Origin of the sequence: Haloferula helveola (genome assembly GCF_037076345.1) — a bacterium.
Taxonomy (GTDB): Bacteria; Verrucomicrobiota; Verrucomicrobiia; order Verrucomicrobiales; family Akkermansiaceae; genus Haloferula; species Haloferula helveola.
This window is the reverse complement of the sequence record NZ_AP024702.1, coordinates 3,265,017-3,280,836: the sequence shown is the minus strand read 5'-3', so window position 1 is coordinate 3,280,836 and position 15,820 is coordinate 3,265,017. Positions and strand designations below refer to the sequence as shown.

Here is a 15,820-nt window from a genome sequence, read left to right as displayed (position 1 = left end):
CGTACAGAAACTGCGCCGCAAGCAGATTTTTCTGACGAACGTAACAGGTGTGCAGGCGCCGGCTACTCGGCGACCCGGCTTCCACAAGCAAGCAGCACCCGAAGCTGGCGGCAAGCCTGCAACAAGGCCGCTGTCAGGCGTCGGAACCACCGACTTGTTCTGCATTATTCTTTGTCTCGCCCTTCGAGGTCCGACAGATCAAGGCGACGTTCGGATCTCATGACGTACACGATGAATACCTTCTCTCCCTCGACCCGATGGAAGATCCGCAACGGACCGACAATGAGATGACGGTATCGCGAATCAGGAAGATCGTGGGGGACTGGACACATCTCGGGGAATGTCTCCAGCAGCTCGGCCTTCTCAAAGACGGTTCTAATCAGGCGGCAGGCCGCATGGTGATCATCGAGTGCGATGTAGTCGGCGATCTGCTCGAGATCTTGAAGCGCCGGCTCGGTCCAAATCAATCGAGCCATCGGGACATCCGCTTCTTCGCTTCGGCGTGGGTGAGCACTCGTCCCTCCTCGATCGCCTTCTCACCCTTTGCGATTCCCTCAAGAAGCCCGATCCTCGCCCTCATTGCTTCGTAGCTCTCCACGTCCACGAGGTAGGCTGCCGGGAGTCCGTGCTGGGTGATCAACACAGGTTCGTGGTCGGTCGCAATCTCGCTAATGAGATCCGTCGCCTTCCGCTTTAGGGTCGTGACCAGTTCGGTTCGCATGGAGTGACACTAAAGTATCACTCGGGGCTCGGCAACCTGATTTTAGCCGAACGTCTCAGTGAACACGCGCGAACAAAAAGCCGCACGGCGGCGAAATGATCACGGGGCGAACCGCCAGCACGGCGTCCAACAATGCGGCGGTTAGGCGTCGATCTTCCACGGCTTGTTGGCCTTGTCTTGTTCCGATCAGGCGTGGAGTGCTTGGAGCACAGCTTGCGGCTCTCGGTCGACGACGCGGAGCAACGCCTTCGCGGGACCTTCGGGCTCGCGCCGACCCTGCTCCCAATTCTGCAGCGTGCGAACGCTGACTCCAATGATCGCGGCGAATCGGGACTGGGAAAGACCCAGGCGCTCCCGGATCGCCTTCGCGTCGGGATCCCCCACCTTGAAGGTTCTAGATGGCTTCCGCTTCCCCTGCCGGATCTCACCGGCTTGGCGGATGCTCTCGCAAAGCAGTTCGAAATCTTCGTCGTTCATTGGTTCAGGTGTTGTTCAACCAGCTCTCTGAGGATCTGGAGATGGCGTTGTGTCAGGTCGGATTCTCGGTTCTTCGGGTAGGCGTAAAGCATGAAGATCGCCTCGTGGTGGACCAAGTAATAGATCACTCGTAATCCACCCCGCTTGCCTCGTCCGCTGCCCATCCAACGAATCTTCCGCAATCCCTTCGACCGGGGAATGATGTCCCCCGCCTCGGGATCTGCGACCAGCACGGCCTGCAGTGCAGAGTATGATTCGTCATCGATGAGTTCGACGATGCGCGCTGTGAAAACGTCGGTCTCATAGAAGATCATCCCCAGGCACCACCATACGCCATTGGCGCACGCCCGCAACCCCAATCTCAGGATACACTCCGAACCGCTATTTTCTGGCCAACGTAAAAGCTGTGGCGACCCCGGTAACTCACCGGAGCGGCCACGGACAATCAATCACCTTCCGAAGCTGGCGGCAAGGACGCAACAAAGCCGCTGATAGGGGTCGTCCACCAGCGCCTTGTTCGCTTTGTCGTTTGCCCTAGGGAGAGCGCTCAGAGGGATCTGTCCTCGAGACGTGGATCGACGTCCGCCTCCGGGCACCGAAAGCATACCCGATCAATGCAAAGCCGAAAGCAGGAATCAGGCTCCCGAGGCCTGCGACCAGTCCCGCAATCGGGATAGACAGGATGATGTCCGAAGTCCTCCGGAAGTCGGCCAATACCAAATAGACGCAAACCCAGCCACAAAGCAGCGATGCACCCCATGCTTCCGTGCAAGTCCTCCCGAGACCTCGGCCCGCCAACCCTCCTCGCCATGAGATCCAGATGGAGGCCGCGAGGGACGGAAGGAGGATGCTCGCAACGATAGCGGGCAGATCACCAAGTTTCGATGATCGGGCGATGCTCGCAAATATGCCCGTTGGAACACCTGGTAACATTTTTTTAGCGAACGTCATAGCACACCAACCGCCTGACGGAAGCCGCGCGTTGACTGTGGGTTGAGGGTTGTAATCACGATGAAAAATCGGCTCGGAGCGGCTCAGGCGGTTGGGTGCTGCGCCTTGTTCGGCATTGTTGGAATCCCACGCGAGCCACCCCACTCGTCGTGGGAGAAATGGAGAATCTTGCGCCCCTTGGGACCGACCAGATAAAGATCCCAAAGTGAGGATACCGCGCACTTCACCATACGGCAGAGATAGTCAAAATCAGCCTTCGAAGCAAGGTGAGCGGGAATCTCGTCAAGCCAGCGAGGTTCACCGAGCTCTGCACGAATCTCTCGAAAGTCATCTGACCTGTCCACCGACGGCCAGACACCCCAACCGGTAATCCAAATCAGTATCCGAGAAGCACCGTCGAACTGGGCAAGTCGCTCTGCTGCAACGGCTACCCGGCCTGTGGAATCTTCGGGGAGTCCAAAGTGGTCCGCCAGAATCTCCCTCGATGGGCCAGAGCTTGGTTCAGCAGGAACCCCTAGATTGCGACACCACTCGGCGGCTTGCTTTGCAGTGAGAGGTTTCATTCTTTGCCGAACGTCGAAGTCCTCTCACACCTGCCCGAGGGCGCGGCTTCGACTGTGGTTTGAAGGTTGAATTGTCATGGCGGATTGAACTCGGAGCGGGGCAGGTGCTGAGAGCGACGCCTTGTTATGCTTAGAATATCTTGTGGACGTAGAGCTTGCAGTATCGCTGCTTGATCAAATTCCGAATGTCATCCAACGACCCGAATCCACGAATGTCGTCCATGGTGATAACTACCACTCGGATCCCCTCTTGGAGGGCGCTTCTGATGATTCCGGCTGCGCCGACCTCCGTTCCAGTCCCGTCAACGAAATCGCCTGTGACTCCCTCTGCCGCAATAAAAATACCGGTTCGGAGGAACCTCCGTCGAAGCTTCGAAATAAATGCGTCTAGAGCTTGAGCGCCCACCCGCGAGTTCCAATTCTTGCATTCCACTAAGATTACCGCTTCCCACGGCCTGAGAATGGCCTCGGTCTGTGCATTCCAAAGGACGATATCAATCTCTTCGGAGTCCATCATGGCGTTGTGCTCTGAAATCTCCACTCCATCCAGATGCTCAAAGAGATACATAGCTAACTGCTCGAAGCTCTGACCCTTTTGATGGTTGGTGGTGGCGGCATCGACACTCGCAATGCGCGCCGCAAGCTGGGTTGCGTCGAACATCAGAATTCGTCGTGGTAAAGTGCTTGCCGAACTCGACTCTTCAGAGCGCGAAGCAAGTCAGTCGAGCTGTGAACCTCAAGAAGATCATCCCGATCCAAAGCGATCGCGTTAATCCCTTCTTCATGCCGCAATTGGGCAAGGCGCCTTTTTGCGCTCGGAGGGTTGCTTCCCGTCGTCATCAGAATGACTGACTTCAAGCCGCTCTGCCGTGCGCTATGAAGCAGCCACGACAACCTTGAGCGATTGAACGCGCGAATGGACTTCACTTCGACACCAATGGGGTTGCCTAGAGCAACCAACTCCGGATCATCGAGGGAATTCCACAACATAAAGTCGAACTGCCGATCGCCATGCATTCCCTTCGCCGAATCAATCACCTCCCAGCCAGGAATGCCTGAAAAGGCCTCATGAATCCACTCTTCGAATCTTCTGCTTCGGGCGAAACCCTCGTAAGCAAAGAGGCTTCGAAAGTCGTGGCTAAGTGAATCATTAGCCGGCGGTCGATAGACCCCCTCAGGGCGATCGCGAGGGCCGCTAAATCCGGCTGAATCTCTTCCAGCCAGCGCTCGCCTAAGCGCGGTCTCCAATCGGAACAGGGTGTTATCGTCAGGGTATTTGTTCGAATGAAGAGCAATTATGTGCTGACCTGCGAGATCAGCGGGGACATCCGAATAATTGTCGGCGACGAGAACTACTGGCTTCCCTGCCCCGTGGGCCAAACCAATCTCATAGCAGAGGTTGTTAGTCAGATTGGTCAGGTCTGCGATCAGGACGTCCGAAATATTGATCAATCCCCACACAGCATGTGCGAAGGAGTCCAATTGTTGGAAATTCGAGAGCGTCTCCAGCTTGAAATCTAGAGCTCCACAAAGCTGCTGCAGAACAGACTCTACCTGGCTTTCGCGTTGGTAGCCTGTCAGTAGTCCGACGGTATTCATGTTGCGCTTACAGAATATTCAGTGCGGTTCATTTTTGCATAACGTCGAAGTCCTCTCACACCTGCCCGAGGGCGAGGCTTCGACTGTGAGTTGAAGGTGGAATGGTCATGACGGAATGAACTCGCGGCGGGGCAGGTGTTTAGAGCGACGCCTTGTTAGGTCTTTATTGCCGCTGCGCCCGCGATGATCTGTCTCGCAACCTCACTCGCGATTAGGATCTCAGTGCGAAGCATCTCGAGATTCTCTGGTGAAGCCACAAAGGGAATCGCCTTGGACTCATCGAAGTCGGGATTCGAATGAACGATGGAACAGCGCAGTGCGTAGATGCGGGTGGTCAGTGTCTGTAGAAACTGGGAATCAGACTCAAACGAAACCGCAGCTAGCTTTAGAGGCTTCGCGCAATCGAGAACACAGTCCTGCTCAAAGTGGTCAAGCACATCCAACTCATCAAGTGCCCCCTTAACTTCCTCAAGGGACACGAACTGCGAGAGAACACGTTGAATCTTGATTTTGTCTGATGCGTGCTTGTCCGACTCCTTCCGTAGAATCTGGACACATTCTCGAACGTATTTCTCAGATTTGGCGTGGAAGTCGTGCTTCGCCAGCATTCGTCTCACTGCTTCCGTAACCGCTCGGAATGCCGAGCGATCCGCGAAGAACTCAAGAATGTGGAAGTAGCACAGAAACTGAAAGGGAAGGTAGTCGGTGCGCTTCGCTAGGCGGTAATACTGCAGCAACTCGGGTGAATACTCTTTGAAGATTAGCGACAGTGGTTCGGTCGGAAGCGGAAGTCGGGGGCGCCCCCTTCTCCGCACGATTCGCCTCATCGCCTCAACACGCATGGGTAGCAGCCCAAATCCGTAGGTGAGGTCAAGATCATAGAGGACCGAATCGAGAATGGCTTCGATATCCTGTTCAAGTGTGTCTTGAAGGTAGCGCCTTGCGCCAAGGCCGCGGACCGTAATCTTGAATGCACGTCTGAGGTAAGGCCCGCGCCGACGGGAGACCAAATTCGCGACGTCACCAATCAACGATTCTTCCTCCGAGAGATCCGTAAGCTCGATCGACACGCTGATCGCCTTGCTGCCGTAGGATAATTGGACCTCCAAGGGCTCGACTCGCTCCCGCTCCCACCTCATGGAATACGGAATCTCCGCACGCGCAAGAATCTGCACACCATCGTCGTCACGATAGCCAAGGAGGTCACTGAGTAGTTGGCATCCCGCTTCGGCAACGCGCCTCAGTCGACTGACGTCCTCTTCTCGGAAAACCTGCACCTGGAGGTCGGGAATTCCTCGGAGGCCTTTGATATAATAGTAAACGTAAGTTTCCTCGCCTTCCGACGTGACGAAATTCCTCTCCACCTTCTCGAACTTGAGATGGTCGTATGCGGTGGTGAGTTCTTTGAGTTCGTCTTCCATATTCTTGACCTAACGTTGAAGGTGAGACGCGCAAACCGCGCTCCCGATCACTCAATCAGGGTCGGCCGCGTCTGACGAGTCCGATCCAACACGGCCGCTGATCGGCGTCGATCCTCCACCGCCTTGTTCTGCCCGTTTCGTTTCGGCAGCGCGCTCCCACAAACGACCCTCCCGCACCGCTTCGCAGTTGTAGCACCCGCTGCTCATGCCATCGAGATTGTACCAAACGTGCTCGAATCCAAGCGCGTCGCATGAGGCAATCTTCGACCTTCCCCAATGTTGGTCGACGAACGCCTTCGGGTCGATGATGGCTCCCGACTCGGGGTGAACTCCTATGGTCATCTCATGAGCAACTTCGACCGGGAGGTCACCCGGAGAATCATCGAGTTCTTGAACAAGGTAGTCTCCCAAGAACTTGATTTGCTCGGTCGCAGGATACTCCTTCGCCTCAGCCAGCAGGCGCTCGGTCGCTTGGGCTTCATTCGGCGCCGAACAGACCGTCGTCCGGCGCTCAAACTTGGGAAGGGTGCTGCCCATCTGCTCCCAGTGGTAGACCGCTGTCATCGAAAACCAGGGCATCGGATCTCTTAGCAGAACGATAGAGTGGAGACGCTCGAACACAAGGCCGCGGGTCGGGAAACCGAGTGGAAACGAATCTTGGCGACTGCATGCAACAAGGCGGCGGGTAAGCGTCGATCTCCCACGGCTTGTTCGGCTTCTTCTTTGACGTTCAAGGGACGGTCAGTTCCAGGGGAAAAGTCGGATGGCTATCGAAGTGCGACATCTGGTGCTCGACTCCCTCGTCGTCGAAGAATCGAATGTCAATCGACTCCCAACCGCCCTTCTCCGCCATCTCGGTTGGTAACACCGCGATGCCTTCTTCATCGGTAATGAACTCCGGCGGAAACGGTTGATCGGCGAAGGCAAGTGTGACCTTGGCATCCGGAATTGGAGTAAAGTCAGGATTCAGAATTGTTATGACTGGCCGTGGTGTTTCCTCGGGCGTTACAACTTGGGCCCTCGCGCTCTCGTCCTCTGAGTTCCTGCACGAGACAGCAACCAAAAGAGTAAGCAGCAGTACGGACCTGGAGGCGCTCATTTCTGCCGAACGTCTGAGCTGTGGCGACCCGGGTCCGTGTGACGGCGGGTCCGATTGCTCATGCAGATTCCTAGCACCCCGGCGGATCTTCAACAAGATTAGATGAGAAGGCAGCAGGGCGCGGAAGCGCCAGAAGGGTAAGCTCTTGCTGCCATGAATACCACATCATCGACCACCATCATCGGAATCGACCTCGGAGACCGGAAGCACTCGATCTGCGCGCTCGACGCCTCAGCCACGATCCTCGACGAGCGCACGATCACCAACCATCGCGAGTCACTGCGCAGGCTCTCCGAAAAACACCCCGGTGCCACCATCGCCATGGAGGTCGGAACCCACAGTCCGTGGACGAGCCGCTTCCTCGCCTCGCGTGGTCACGAGGTCATCGTCGCCAACCCGCGCAAGCTTCGCGCCATCTACGCCAACACCCGCAAGTCCGACCGCCACGACGCCCGCATGCTCGCCCGCCTCGCACGCGCCGACCGCGAGCTGCTCCACCCCATCGAGCATGGTAGCGAGCAGGCGCAGCGCGACCTCCTTCAGGTCAAGTTGCGTGACAATCTCGTTGCCCGCCGAGTCGACATCCTCAACTCGGTGCGCATGACCCTCAAGAGTCTCGGCATCCGCGTTCCGAAATCCAGCACACCCGCCGTGGCGAGACGCTGCCGCGAGTTCCTGGCCGGAGAACACGCGGAGATCCTCGCCATGATCGAACCCTCACTGGAGGTCCTTGATTCGCTAAACGCCGGCATCAATCGCCTCGACAAGTCCATCGAGGAGACCTGCGCACGCTATCCCGCCACGGCCCGGCTCATGAAGATTCGTGGAGTCGGCCCCATCACCGCCCTGACCTTCGTCCTCGTCGTCGGTGATCCGGAACGCTTCACCTCCAACCGCAACGTCGCCGCCTACCTCGGACTTGTGCCGCGGCGCGAGCAGTCCGGAGACATCGACAAGCAACTGCGCATCTCCAAAGCCGGCAACGCCTACCTCAGACGCCTGCTCATCGGTTGCGCACAATACTTGCTCGGTCACTTCGGCATCGACTGCGAGCTCAGACGCCACGGGGAGAAACTTGCCGCCATGGGTGGCCCCAGGGCGAAGAAGAAAGCCGTCGTCGCTGTCGCCCGCAAGCTGGCGGTCCTGATGCTCACCCTCTGGCGCGGAGAACTCGACTACGATCCCTTCCACCATTCCGGACAACCCGCCGAAGCGGCCTGACCCGCCGCGCACGGCGACCCTTTTCCCACGATGAAACGACTTCCCAACAGATTCGGGACGACTGCGGCACCGCGGCAGCACCAGGCCGAGAGGCCCCGAGTGCGCTAACAAGATGGCAGCGTCCCACCCCTCTCCATGAGAACAACGAAGCAAGGATCGAATCATGCACCCGGCCCCAAACGGAAGCGGGCCGGACAAATGCGAATGGAAGCCCGGAGCCTTGTTTCATTCCGTGACCGCCGCAGCAGCACTCGCTCGGTAACGACACGGGGCTGCCGCCCCGCACCCCGCCGAGCTGGGGTCAGCTCGACCACACTCGGTTCCCCCCCAAACCCCCATCCGGGGGCTTCGCCCCTCCCGTCCCCCCGGGGAGCGGGGGGACATCTTCCAATCCTAACACTCCAGAACGAATGTTGAGGCAAACCTCAATTCCCAGTTGACTGCCTTCTCATGGAAGACCGCGGTGGAGCGTCGCGATCTCCGACTTGTTCTGCTTGTTCGCTAGTCCGCCCGCTGGGGTGGCACAATCACTCGCTGCCTGATGCTCTTAGTCTTGGCGCCGTGGTCGAGCTTTGCCGCAGTGCCATCGAATGCAACCGTGATTGCGATCCTACCCTCGGTCTTGTCAGCATCTTCGGGCTTTGGGGACCAAGAGACGATCCAACAGCGCTCCGAATCTCCCTCTGCCGGTCTGATCCAAACGCTATCCATGTAGTGTCTGGAGAGATCGATCTGGTGCTTTTGGGTGAAGGCCTTCGCTAGTTCAATCGCCTCGACCAATTTGGTTTTCGGCTCGTCCTGAGGTGCAGGCGTCACCGCACTCAATGGAAGAGCCAACAGCAGTGATGTGAGTAACATGTAAGCGGCTCTCATTTTTCTGCAGAACGTTCGAGAACAGGCGACCCCGACCTCCGTGGCGGCGGTTCGATTCTCGTTGCTGGATGGAATCACCTGAGCGGAACTCCGACAAGACCGCTGTAAGGGGTCGCCCCTGCTTCGCCTTGTTCGGCACTTGCTAGTCTTTTGACAGACGGCGGGCCACAGCAAAGAGAAACACCGAGATCAGGACGAACACCACACCGAAGGCCACCGACTGGCTCTCCCCATAGATGTTGAATACCGCATTACTGCCATGCGCGCCAACCCCACCGGAGGTTGCGAAAGAAATCGGCTTAACGATCACCAAGGTCCCGACCGCTAGGAACGCAACACCTGCCAACGCGAACGCAATAACACCTCCTCTATGCGGATTGGGTGACGTCATGCGTTTACTGGCCTCATCAGGGCATCTCCTCTGGGCGGTTTTTCTCTGACGGCTCCAGATTCTTGCCGAACGTCTTAGTGAAGACGCGCGAGCGCAAGGCCGCGCGCTGAGGAAATGGAAACGGTGCGAGTCCCCAGTGGGGCTTTCAACAAGACGGCGGTTAAGCGTCGATCTTCCATGGCTTGTTCGCTTGTTCGTTTTTAGTTAGCCGGAAGACGGTCGCCATGGTGTTCTCGTCTTCCGCGTAGGCAGCGTCGATCCGATACTTGCCTGGAGAAAGGGACGCGTCGATCTTCGGCTGATTGTCCCCCTCGAATCCGCACGAATCCATAATCCTGATCTCGCCCTCGGACAACGTCAGCTCGAGCGTCTCTTGCCAGTCATCCCCGTCTGCAACCCTCTGGCCAAACGAGACGAGATCGTCGAGTGAATCAGCGCCAACCCACTGGAGGATCAGTCCACCGTCATTACTGGGGACCCAAAACAAGTCGCTAGGCTCGTCTCCGATTCTAACCACGGTGACACCGCCGAACGAAATTGGATGCATGAAGCTCCCGAACTGACAGACCTCACCGTATAGGCCACTATCGGGCCTGGGGTCGTCGCCAATAGCCTTGGACCACTCGTCGGCGAGCTTCTTTGGTAGCAGAATGAACGGACCTCCAAAGCTGGTAGCAGTTTCCATTTCTGAAGCGAACGTAAAAGCTGTGGCGACCCGGTAACCTCGCCAGTGCAGCCACGGACAATCAATCAGGTTCCGATGCTGGCGGCAAGAACGCAACAAAACCGCTGATAGGGGTCGTCCACCAGCGCCTTGTTCGCTTTGTCGTTTGCCCTAGGGAGAGTGCTCAGAGGGATCTGTCCTCGAGACGTGGATCGACGTCCGCCTCCGGGCGCCGAAAGCATACCCGATCAGTGCAAAGCCGAAAGCAGGAATCAGGCTCCCGAGGCCTGCGACCAGTCCCGCAATCGGGATAGACAGGATGATGTCCGAAGTCCTCCGGAAGTCGGCCAATACCAAATAGACACAAACCCAGCCACAAAGCAGCGATGCACCCCATGCTTCCGTGCAAGTCCTCCCGAGACCTCGGCCCGCCAACCCTCCTCGCCATGAGATCCAGATGGAGACCGCGAGGGACGGAAGGAGGATGCTCGCAACGATAGCGGGCAGATCACCAAGTTTCGATGATCGGGCGATGCTCGCAAATATGCCCGTTGGAACACCTGGTAACATTTCTTTAGCGAACGTCAAAGGTGACTCGCGCGCGTTAGCGCGTTGAGTCCACCGACTTGTTCGCTTCCTGTTTGAATGGTGTTACGAGGTCATGTTCTTCCGCATACCTCTCAAGCTTTTCTGCCAGCGCGTCGGGATTCGACCAGTAGGCCTTGTCAAGCTCGTCAAGCCGAATGCACCACGCAGCCTCTTTGTATCCCTCTTTTGGGTAGTCCTTAATCAGAGAATTCCGAAGAGCTCTGTCCGTTGGCACCTGACCATCTTCGAATAAGAGTTCGGCAGCCTCGCGAAGTAGTCTCAAGCTCTCAAATGCGTTCACCTCAAGCAGTGCATCAATGACATCACTGTAATGCTCGCCCGAGCTATTGGTGAAGAACTGATGAAACCCGCCGTTGTAAACTTCTCCTTCAAGGATTCCGATGCACCAATAGGTGCGCTCCGCAGGATTTAGCCCCTTATAGCCCTCTTCGGTTTTGTGGACTCGAAGAACGAGTGACTTCCAGAGCTCCCTGACCGGGTTATACTCTTTCTGCTTCTTATAATATTCTTTGGCTCTTTCCAAGTTCTCGCGATTCCCCTGCTTGCAGGGCATGCAGACACCTCCAGTAGCCTGCGCTGTCGTCGGCAGGATGAGCGCTCCACATTTCGTGCACGGGACTTTGGTGCTCATTTTTTTAGCGAACGTCAAAACTGAGGCGACCCCGGTAACCGCACCGGGAGCGCTGCGAGCAATCAATCAGCACCCAAAGGTGGCGGCAAGCGCGCAACACGGCCGCTGATAGGGGTCGCCCTCCAGTAGCTTGTTCGCTTCGTCTATTGTCCGACACCTCAACGGCCCGCCGTCCAATAGAACGCCCCAGCGGTTGCTGCCGTCCACCAATAGAATGCAATCAACGCGACCACGACAATCGAGGCGATGATTGCAGCACGAAGGCCATCTAGATCGGCCCCCCGCCAAAGTAGAACGCCTAGCCAGATGGGCGGAATCAGGATCGCCCACCAACCCCAGCTCCTGATGAACACTGAAACCGGATTCCAGATGTAATGAGGGGCATCCGGGTAGCCATGAACTTTGAGCATGGCCATGGTGATCAGCGTCCCTCCGCAGATCACCGCAAACTGCAGAAGTAAAGCGACGGTCAAAGGGTTACGAAAGCCGTTCCAGAACATCTCTTCAGCGAACGTCGAAGGCCTCCTACACCTGCCCTTGGGCGAGGCGTCGACTGCGGGTTGAGGTTTGAATGGCCATGGGAAATTGAACTCGCGGCGGGGCTGGTGTTAGGAGCGCCGCCTTGTTCTGCTTCTTAGTTTCGTCTCGGACGGGAATCCCACCACTTCTTGCGATCAATGAAAATGTCCTCGTCGCTCTCCGTCGAATACATCTCGATAATTTCTTCGGCGAGGACGTCTGTCCAATAGTCTCTCGCCTCTCCAAGTCTCAGTAGAGTCCCGGCTACACTATCCTCGTCTTCTCTTCGCGCAGGCTCGGATTCATGCAGAAGCGCTTTGATCACGCCAAGCTGGGCTAATCGAACCTTCTCGGCGCTTTTCTGTAACTTCTCAGCATCAACGCCGCGACGGATGTCCCCTATGAGAGCCAGTTCCCTTTGGTGGAGGATGTTCTTCTTCTTCTGGCCTCCCGATCTAGCGATGTAGCTGGTCATGGGTTCCTTTCTTTGCAGAACGTTTGAGGACAGGCGGCGCCGGGCCTTAAAGCGGCGCTCCCGAACTCTGTTGAAGGCAATGAATCACCAAAACCGATTTTCAACAAGGCCGCTGGTAGGCGTCGTCCTGCTCCGACTTGTTGGCCTTGGTTGGTCTAGCTACTTGCCCGCAACCTTGCCCAGGATCTTGGCTTCATCGAGCCCGCCCCAGTAGCGACTGTCCAGAGCGTTATCAACGTTGTCGCCGAGGACAAAGTAGCTCCCGGCAGGGATCTTGAATGGGAACGACACCGGACCCGGTGCTGCAGGACTCAAGTCACCATCAGGGGCGTGGTAACCTGCTATCGCTACGTGGGCTGGACGCTCCACAAGCTCTCCGTCGATCAAAAGGGATCCGTCGCGGAAGTTGACAGTCTCTCCCGGCAAGCCGGCAATCCTCGACGCCCAACTACCACCACTTCCGGTGGGTGCCTCGAACAACACAACGTCCCATCGTGCAGGCTTCGAGCCACGGTATGCTGCTGGCTCGATCGTAATCAGTTCGCCTCGCGTGATTGACGGCTCCATGCTCGCCGATTCGTATCGCAGCTCGCTCTTGGTGCATGAAGTGATCAGGCCCGATGAGAGAATCGCGGCCAAGGTGCAAAGGCGCATCGCAGGGGAGTCTAATTTTTGGGCCAACGTTGAAGGCCTGGGACCCGCTACCGGGAGCGCCCCTCCGCTTCTGGTTGAGGTTTCTGGCCACCCTCCGAATCCGACTCGGAGCGGGTAGCGGGTTCTCCAGCGCCGCCTTGTTCTGCATTGTTGGTTTTGGGCTCTGGGCCGAAGCGGACCGTGACCCAAGGTGTCATAGCGGTGTCAAATAGCTTCAAGGGCTCTTTGTAGAGATCGCCGAGTTCAACACTGGCCGTCCCGAGATCCGGATGAACGGCAGTAATGGCGCCAATCAGATCGAGATGGACCTCAGGCAAATCAAGAAGGTAGTTCATCGTCGTGGTTGCCGGATACTGGAGCACCGCTGTTCCGGATCCATCAGTTCGTGGATTCGCCGGTCCCTGAACATCGCTCTCGGTGAATCCGCCCTCGCCAAGTCGCATCAGCGCGACGGCGGCACCTTCGATTGGCTTGCCGTTGGCATTGAGGACAGTGACGACAACTGGAATTCTCGGCGCTCCCGCCCGGATGTAGTCGTCGTCGGCCAGCGTGTAGACACAAAGTGGTTGGGGCGGATACTCGCCCTCCAGCTCAGCAACGACGAACGGGGCAAGCGACACGCTACAGCAGCAACCGATGATGAGGAGCGCTTGTCTCATTCTCAGCAGAACGTCAAAGCCCACCGGACCGCTGCCCGGGAGCGAGGCTTCGACTGTGGGTTGAAGGTTGAACGATCATAGCGGCTGGAACTAGAGGCGGGGCAGCGGTTCGGTGCGGCGGCTTGTTGTGCCTTTCTTCGTTTTGCTTGGAGGCTCACTGCTCCGAATACCACTCGGCATTCCGCAAGTAATCCGAAAAGCTGGGGTGAAGCACGGCCACTTCAGGATCATCGTGAGCCACGTAAAGGACAGGAGAAGGCCGACCTGCCGACCTGGACAGGCACAGGAAATCCCCATTGCCGATCGCATAGAACGGAATGAAATCCTCGGTGAAATTCGGGTTGTTGGCGGCCTCCCAGTCGTAGGTGGCGGTCATCTCATTGGCTGGGAGATGGTCCCCGGTGACGTTGTAGAATGGGAGCAGCTTCCTGAACGCGATGAATTCAGGGGGAAGATCCGCTCCGAACGCTTCAAGAATCTTGGCGGTATCGTCAGCCGAGAATCGAGGATCGTGGGCCGTCGATCTGCGATGCCTCTCGGCGGTCAGTTCTTCGACTTCAGCATCCGTCATATTCTTTGCACAACGTCGAAGCACTGCCGACCCGACCCTCGTGGCGGCCAGCGCGATTCATCGGAGAGTCTCTACCATCGGGAGCGGTGAGCAACAAGGCCGCTGTAAGGGGTCGGTCAGCCGCGCCTTGTTCGCCGTTGGTGGTGCTCTCACCTCGTTGCGACGAATATGGAATAGACCCCGATCAGCGCAAAAATCGGGTTGGAGACGGCGAGCTTGAGTAGGTCTGACCTATCGACCTCTGCAATGTATCCGATGAATCGCCAGCTGACCCAGCAGTAGATGACCGACGCCAGGACAAGGTAGCCGAGGTGATCCGCCGCAAAGGCGAAGATCAAGATCATCTGACCGATGCAACAGAGGGTGCCGAGCAGGCCATACGACAAGTCCGCCGAGTGGCGGGTGAGCCGCCACGCAAGGAAAGCGAGCAGGACGAAATGAACGAGCAGCGCGAGACCGTGCTGCGGCTTCGAAAGATGTGGGTCGATCGTCATGGAATCCGCAGCAACCTGCGCTCTATCGGGATTCTTTGGCGAACGTCGAAGTGGTGGCACCCGCTACCGGGAGCGCCAGTCCGACTCAGGGTAAAGGGTTCTAATCATGGTTCAATCTCCGACTCGCGGCCGGGTAGCGGGTTGTCCACCCACGCCTTGTTCGCTTTGGCTTTCTTCGAGGACGATCGCATACAGTTCATCGAGCAGCTCATCGTAGTGTGGATAGGTGTAAAACTTTCCGGATCGAGGTCGCACGGCAGTCTTGAGTAGCTCTCGATGCCCAACGATCTCCCCGGAGCTAATGGTGTAGTCGATCACCACGTCTCCGCCAGTTGGGTAGCTCCCGCCGAGATCGTCTGGATGACTCGGCCACTGACCCTCGTGCGCGGCCACGTAATCCTTCAAATCGCGAATCGCCTGCGCCGTCCCATACTCGGAGCTCATATTGCGGAATCTGGGGGCAAGCAGGACAATCATGCCGATGATCGTGATTACCACCAGCGCGGCCAAAATCTGGAGTAGCCGCTTCATGTTTTAGAGCGAACGTCAGAGGAATGGCGGCACCGGTGAACTGAAATCGGCACCCCTTCCTGATTAAGGCTAACGAACCATCAAATCGGATTTTCGACAAGGCCGCTGTAAGGTGTCGCCATCTCCGACTTGTTCTGCATTCATTTGTCCCGATCCTTAGGTTCACCTTCTCGAAAATCACGCTTCAGAAGATCCTTAACGTTCGGGAGCTTCCCGAGTAATCTCGCCCCAGCAATGGGTCGTTCAATGCCTCCTTCAGACTCCTTGGCAGGGAAAACCGTAAAGCCCCGATGCTCCATCTCGACGACAAACAGGAGCTCTCCATCAATACGAACTGCAAAGTAGTCGACAAGCACATCGAGTAGCTCAGGCGGCTCGAGCTCCTTGGCATCAAATGCTCGGCGGATACGATCAGAATTGGTGGGATTGAGCTCCTTCGTTCCTTTGATCTTGTAGATGCGGATAGCTTCTCGCTTCTCTTGAAACTCAAGCTCGAAAAAAGTAACGCCCTTCTTCTCAGCCTTCGGCTTCGCATCCACCATTGCAAGTAGCGCCAAGACAGCGAAGAAAATAGCTAGAGCATGCTTCATTCTGAAATATTCAGCAGAACGTCAGAGAACAGGCGGCCCCGACCCTCATGGCGGCGGCCCCGATTCTCCTTAGCTGATGGAACCACCTGAGCGGAAATTCGACAAGG

At 57.1% G+C, this 15,820-nt stretch carries 22 protein-coding genes; 1 reads left to right on the top strand and 21 read right to left on the bottom strand.

Features of this window, described 5'->3' with window-relative positions; genetic code table 11:
* Nucleotides 1-164: 164 nt before the first annotated feature.
* The 10 genes from HAHE_RS12295 to HAHE_RS12250 all read right to left on the bottom strand — a co-directional run bounded on the left by HAHE_RS12295 (nt 165) and on the right by HAHE_RS12250 (nt 6,831).
* On the bottom strand, nt 165-476 hold the full coding sequence (locus HAHE_RS12295) for a type II toxin-antitoxin system RelE/ParE family toxin (RefSeq protein WP_338684848.1): 312 nt from the start codon (nt 474-476) through the stop codon (nt 165-167).
* Complete coding sequence (locus HAHE_RS12290) at nt 464-721, bottom strand: type II toxin-antitoxin system Phd/YefM family antitoxin (RefSeq protein WP_338684847.1); 258 nt, start codon at nt 719-721, stop codon at nt 464-466. The genes HAHE_RS12295 and HAHE_RS12290 overlap by 13 nt, the downstream gene beginning before the upstream one ends.
* Before the next feature lie 186 nt (nt 722-907).
* A complete protein-coding gene (gene nadS / locus HAHE_RS12285; protein WP_338684846.1) occupies nt 908-1,198 on the bottom strand; it encodes a NadS family protein in 291 nt (96 codons plus the stop codon).
* Nucleotides 1,195-1,512 (bottom strand): type II toxin-antitoxin system RelE/ParE family toxin, encoded by a 318-nt coding sequence (locus HAHE_RS12280; protein ID WP_338684845.1) that lies wholly within the window; start codon nt 1,510-1,512, stop codon nt 1,195-1,197. The genes nadS and HAHE_RS12280 overlap by 4 nt, the downstream gene beginning before the upstream one ends.
* A gap of 720 nt (nt 1,513-2,232) precedes the next feature.
* Nucleotides 2,233-2,712 carry a hypothetical protein gene (locus HAHE_RS12275; protein ID WP_338684844.1) on the bottom strand — a complete coding sequence of 160 codons (480 nt, stop codon included), beginning with the start codon at nt 2,710-2,712 and terminating at the stop codon, nt 2,233-2,235.
* A 130-nt stretch (nt 2,713-2,842) separates the two neighbouring features.
* Nucleotides 2,843-3,373 carry a restriction endonuclease gene (locus HAHE_RS12270; protein ID WP_338684843.1) on the bottom strand — a complete coding sequence of 177 codons (531 nt, stop codon included), beginning with the start codon at nt 3,371-3,373 and terminating at the stop codon, nt 2,843-2,845.
* Complete coding sequence (locus HAHE_RS12265; protein WP_338684841.1) at nt 3,373-4,311, bottom strand: hypothetical protein; 939 nt, start codon at nt 4,309-4,311, stop codon at nt 3,373-3,375. Before HAHE_RS12265 ends, HAHE_RS12270 begins: the two co-directional genes overlap by 1 nt.
* 155 nt (nt 4,312-4,466) lie before the next feature.
* On the bottom strand, nt 4,467-5,732 hold the full coding sequence (locus HAHE_RS12260; RefSeq protein WP_338684840.1) for a hypothetical protein: 1,266 nt from the start codon (nt 5,730-5,732) through the stop codon (nt 4,467-4,469).
* 51 nt (nt 5,733-5,783) lie between these two features.
* Nucleotides 5,784-6,311 carry a hypothetical protein gene (locus HAHE_RS12255; RefSeq protein ID WP_338684839.1) on the bottom strand — a complete coding sequence of 176 codons (528 nt, stop codon included), beginning with the start codon at nt 6,309-6,311 and terminating at the stop codon, nt 5,784-5,786.
* A 151-nt stretch (nt 6,312-6,462) separates the two neighbouring features.
* Complete coding sequence (locus HAHE_RS12250) at nt 6,463-6,831, bottom strand: hypothetical protein (RefSeq protein ID WP_338684837.1); 369 nt, start codon at nt 6,829-6,831, stop codon at nt 6,463-6,465.
* Nucleotides 6,832-6,984: 153 nt separating this feature from the next.
* On the opposite strand from HAHE_RS12250, the gene HAHE_RS12245 reads away from it, so the two are divergent.
* Nucleotides 6,985-8,052: an IS110 family transposase gene (locus tag HAHE_RS12245; protein ID WP_338684835.1), complete on the top strand. Its 1,068-nt coding sequence runs from the start codon at nt 6,985-6,987 to the stop codon at nt 8,050-8,052.
* 1,015 nt (nt 8,053-9,067) lie between these two features.
* Here the strand turns inward: HAHE_RS12245 and HAHE_RS12240 are convergent.
* From HAHE_RS12240 to HAHE_RS12190, 11 genes are all read right to left on the bottom strand, one after another.
* The gene (locus HAHE_RS12240; protein ID WP_338684834.1) at nt 9,068-9,316 is read right to left on the bottom strand and encodes a hypothetical protein; all 249 of its coding nucleotides are present in this window, start codon (nt 9,314-9,316) and stop codon (nt 9,068-9,070) included.
* Nucleotides 9,317-9,476: 160 nt separating this feature from the next.
* Nucleotides 9,477-10,001, bottom strand: coding sequence for an Imm21 family immunity protein (locus tag HAHE_RS12235; protein WP_338684833.1), 525 nt, complete (start codon nt 9,999-10,001; stop codon nt 9,477-9,479).
* 583 nt (nt 10,002-10,584) lie between these two features.
* Nucleotides 10,585-11,220 carry a DMP19 family protein gene (locus HAHE_RS12230; RefSeq protein WP_338684812.1) on the bottom strand — a complete coding sequence of 212 codons (636 nt, stop codon included), beginning with the start codon at nt 11,218-11,220 and terminating at the stop codon, nt 10,585-10,587.
* 158 nt (nt 11,221-11,378) lie between these two features.
* On the bottom strand, nt 11,379-11,720 hold the full coding sequence (locus HAHE_RS12225) for a hypothetical protein (protein WP_338684816.1): 342 nt from the start codon (nt 11,718-11,720) through the stop codon (nt 11,379-11,381).
* A 134-nt stretch (nt 11,721-11,854) separates the two neighbouring features.
* Complete coding sequence (locus HAHE_RS12220; protein WP_338684831.1) at nt 11,855-12,214, bottom strand: hypothetical protein; 360 nt, start codon at nt 12,212-12,214, stop codon at nt 11,855-11,857.
* Nucleotides 12,215-12,373: 159 nt separating this feature from the next.
* The gene (gene lepB, locus HAHE_RS12215) at nt 12,374-12,868 is read right to left on the bottom strand and encodes a signal peptidase I (protein ID WP_338684805.1); all 495 of its coding nucleotides are present in this window, start codon (nt 12,866-12,868) and stop codon (nt 12,374-12,376) included.
* A 47-nt stretch (nt 12,869-12,915) separates the two neighbouring features.
* Nucleotides 12,916-13,527 (bottom strand): Ig-like domain-containing protein, encoded by a 612-nt coding sequence (locus HAHE_RS12210; RefSeq protein WP_338684810.1) that lies wholly within the window; start codon nt 13,525-13,527, stop codon nt 12,916-12,918.
* 154 nt (nt 13,528-13,681) lie between these two features.
* The gene (locus HAHE_RS12205; protein ID WP_338684803.1) at nt 13,682-14,098 is read right to left on the bottom strand and encodes an SMI1/KNR4 family protein; all 417 of its coding nucleotides are present in this window, start codon (nt 14,096-14,098) and stop codon (nt 13,682-13,684) included.
* Between the two features lie 149 nt (nt 14,099-14,247).
* Nucleotides 14,248-14,592 carry a hypothetical protein gene (locus tag HAHE_RS12200; protein WP_338684829.1) on the bottom strand — a complete coding sequence of 115 codons (345 nt, stop codon included), beginning with the start codon at nt 14,590-14,592 and terminating at the stop codon, nt 14,248-14,250.
* Between the two features lie 111 nt (nt 14,593-14,703).
* A complete protein-coding gene (locus HAHE_RS12195) occupies nt 14,704-15,123 on the bottom strand; it encodes a hypothetical protein (protein ID WP_338684827.1) in 420 nt (139 codons plus the stop codon).
* A 140-nt stretch (nt 15,124-15,263) separates the two neighbouring features.
* Nucleotides 15,264-15,713: a hypothetical protein gene (locus HAHE_RS12190; protein ID WP_338684808.1), complete on the bottom strand. Its 450-nt coding sequence runs from the start codon at nt 15,711-15,713 to the stop codon at nt 15,264-15,266.
* Nucleotides 15,714-15,820 lie beyond the last annotated feature (107 nt).